The sequence below is a fragment of the Pedobacter metabolipauper genome (genome assembly GCF_004362715.1).
GTDB lineage: Bacteria > Bacteroidota > Bacteroidia > Sphingobacteriales > Sphingobacteriaceae > Pedobacter > Pedobacter metabolipauper.
This window is the reverse complement of record NZ_SNYC01000002.1, coordinates 1-2,286: the sequence shown is the minus strand read 5'-3', so window position 1 is coordinate 2,286 and position 2,286 is coordinate 1. Positions and strand designations below refer to the sequence as shown.

Annotated in this window: 3 protein-coding genes; all 3 read left to right on the top strand. The window is 34.0% G+C overall.

What is annotated here, in order from left to right:
• Positions 1-245: 245 nt before the first annotated feature.
• The 3 genes from queD (at position 246) to ATK78_RS00070 (ending at position 2,177) form a co-directional block, all read left to right on the top strand.
• Complete coding sequence (queD, locus tag ATK78_RS00080; protein WP_133574036.1) at positions 246-599, top strand: 6-carboxytetrahydropterin synthase QueD; 354 nt, start codon at positions 246-248, stop codon at positions 597-599.
• A gap of 254 nt (positions 600-853) precedes the next feature.
• Positions 854-1,657, top strand: coding sequence for a helix-turn-helix domain-containing protein (locus ATK78_RS00075; protein WP_243732391.1), 804 nt, complete (start codon positions 854-856; stop codon positions 1,655-1,657).
• A gap of 175 nt (positions 1,658-1,832) precedes the next feature.
• On the top strand, positions 1,833-2,177 hold the full coding sequence (locus ATK78_RS00070) for a hypothetical protein (protein WP_133574035.1): 345 nt from the start codon (positions 1,833-1,835) through the stop codon (positions 2,175-2,177).
• The last annotated feature ends 109 nt before the right edge of the window (positions 2,178-2,286 follow it).

Below are 2,286 nucleotides of genomic sequence, written 5' to 3'. Positions count from 1 at the left end.
ACTAATCGAGCTGCTCAAAATTCCAGTTCACCATATTTTTAGATTTATAAAAACTGAAACTACCTCTTCTAAATGTTCCGGTAACACATAATATCCCATCCAGAGCTATGCCAGAATATAAAAATAGATTATTTCAACAACTTATAAAGTTTCAATTTCTGTAATAATGACAGTTCTTATCTGAAAGCATGACCTTCATCAATATTTGTTAACGAACAGATCTGCAATTTTGAAAGAAAATTTAAATGATCATTTATAAAACGTTTCAATTTGATTCTGCGCATTACTTACCTCACGTTCCGAAAGGTCATAAATGCGGAAAGATGCACGGGCATACCTATATGCTAAAGATTTTTATATCTGGCACACCTGAATTAAATGCAGGCTGGGTTCTTGACTATAAGGATTTGAAAGAAGGAATCAATCCCATAATAAACCTGTTAGATCACAACACCCTAAATGAAATTCCAGGATTAGAAAATCCTACCAGCGAAAATTTATGCATTTGGCTTTGGAATATAATTAAACCCATTTTCCCTGGTCTTATTAAAATTGAATTGAATGAGACTCCAACGTCCGGAGTAATCTATGAAGGATAACATACATGTTGAGTTATAAACCTAAATATTGACTGATAATAATTCAAACGCTGATCAATCGATCGTAACGATTGATGAATAAACTGCAGCTATCCAGGATCAAAAGAATTAATCAAATACAAAAACCAAACCAGAGAAAACCAAATCTGAGACAGGAATCAAATTACAGACCTAAAAATAAAACCTATATTTAGTGGTGTATATTTAAACTCTATAACCAGAAAGCGATTCAGTAAATGAATAACAACATGAACATGGCTGTTTATTTACCGACAGAACAATTAAGACCATTCATCAAGACTTACAGAATCATTGAAAGTCAAGACGAGTTAGTCAATAGGGTCCTGCCGGAAACCTCGCTTGCAATTGCTTTTCGATATAAGGGTCAGGTGAACTATATTACAGACTATGCAGCAGACAACTTTCAGATAACCCGTAATTCTTCGGTAATCCAATCCCTTCCGGTTGCTGCCATTTCAGGCTTAAGAACATCAGTACGATTAATCAATTACTTAAAAGATACTGCTACCATTATTATAATCTTCAAAGAAGGTGGAGCCTCCGCATTTTTCAAAGATCCGCTACACGAATTATTTGGAAAAAGCGTCACGCTGGACAACTTCATATCCGTACAGAAGATCTCAATTGTAGAAGAACAATTAGCAGAAGCAAATCATAACGATCAAAGAATAGCCATTATCGAAGATTTTCTGTTATCTCTATACAATCCCAAAACCGATAAATTAATTTCAAATGCAATCCAAAAGATCTATTCTACAAATGGCCTGATTCAGATGAAAACATTAGCAGATCATTCTTGCTCAAGTCAGGATGCATTTGAAAAAAGATTCAGAAAATTTATTGGCACAAGTCCCAAACAGTTCTCCTCCATTGTCCGGATGAAATCTGTTATCAGCAACCCGGAAAGGCAAATTCAAAACTTCACTGAAACCGCCTTTAAGGCAGGTTATTTTGATCAGTCCCATTTCAATAAAGACTTCAAACGTTTCACCGGATTATCTCCAACAGACTTTTTTAAATCTTCCACCTACTGGTAGATCAATGATTTTTTACAAGGATAGGATTTCTACAGTACAGATCTTTGTTTAGAAAATTAAGAAGATGAAATCAAAGTATCAAGAAAGATTTATACGGGTACTAGGCGGAACATTGCTGACAACTATGTTTTCATGTATTCCAATAAAGATAAATCCTATATCAGTCAATTCAAAAATGGAAGTAAAAGAGAATGCTTTAGAAAGCCAGAAAGATAAGGTATATTTTATAGATGAGTTTCAAATTCCTGTAAACTCAATGAAAGCATTTACCCAAAGAATGGAATATAATAGAACCTTCATTAAGGGCATAGATGGTTTTATCAAAGATCAGGTTTTTGAAAGAAGAGATGAAGAGGGTAATTTCATCATCATTACAATAGCTTCCTGGAAGAGCAAAGATCATCTGGAAGATGCAAAGTCGAAAGTTCAGGCTGAATACAAAAGAATAAATTTTGACCCGTCAGAATTCTGCCGGCAGCTGAATATCAAAATGAAAAGAGGACTTTATCACAAGAATTAAAGCAAGGATCAATCCCAAAGTGTAAATTCTCCTTAAAAAATTGGTTCAATACTTTAAAGATCTGCTCAATGAAAGTATGATTTGAAACCTGTTATAATTTTAAAAACGG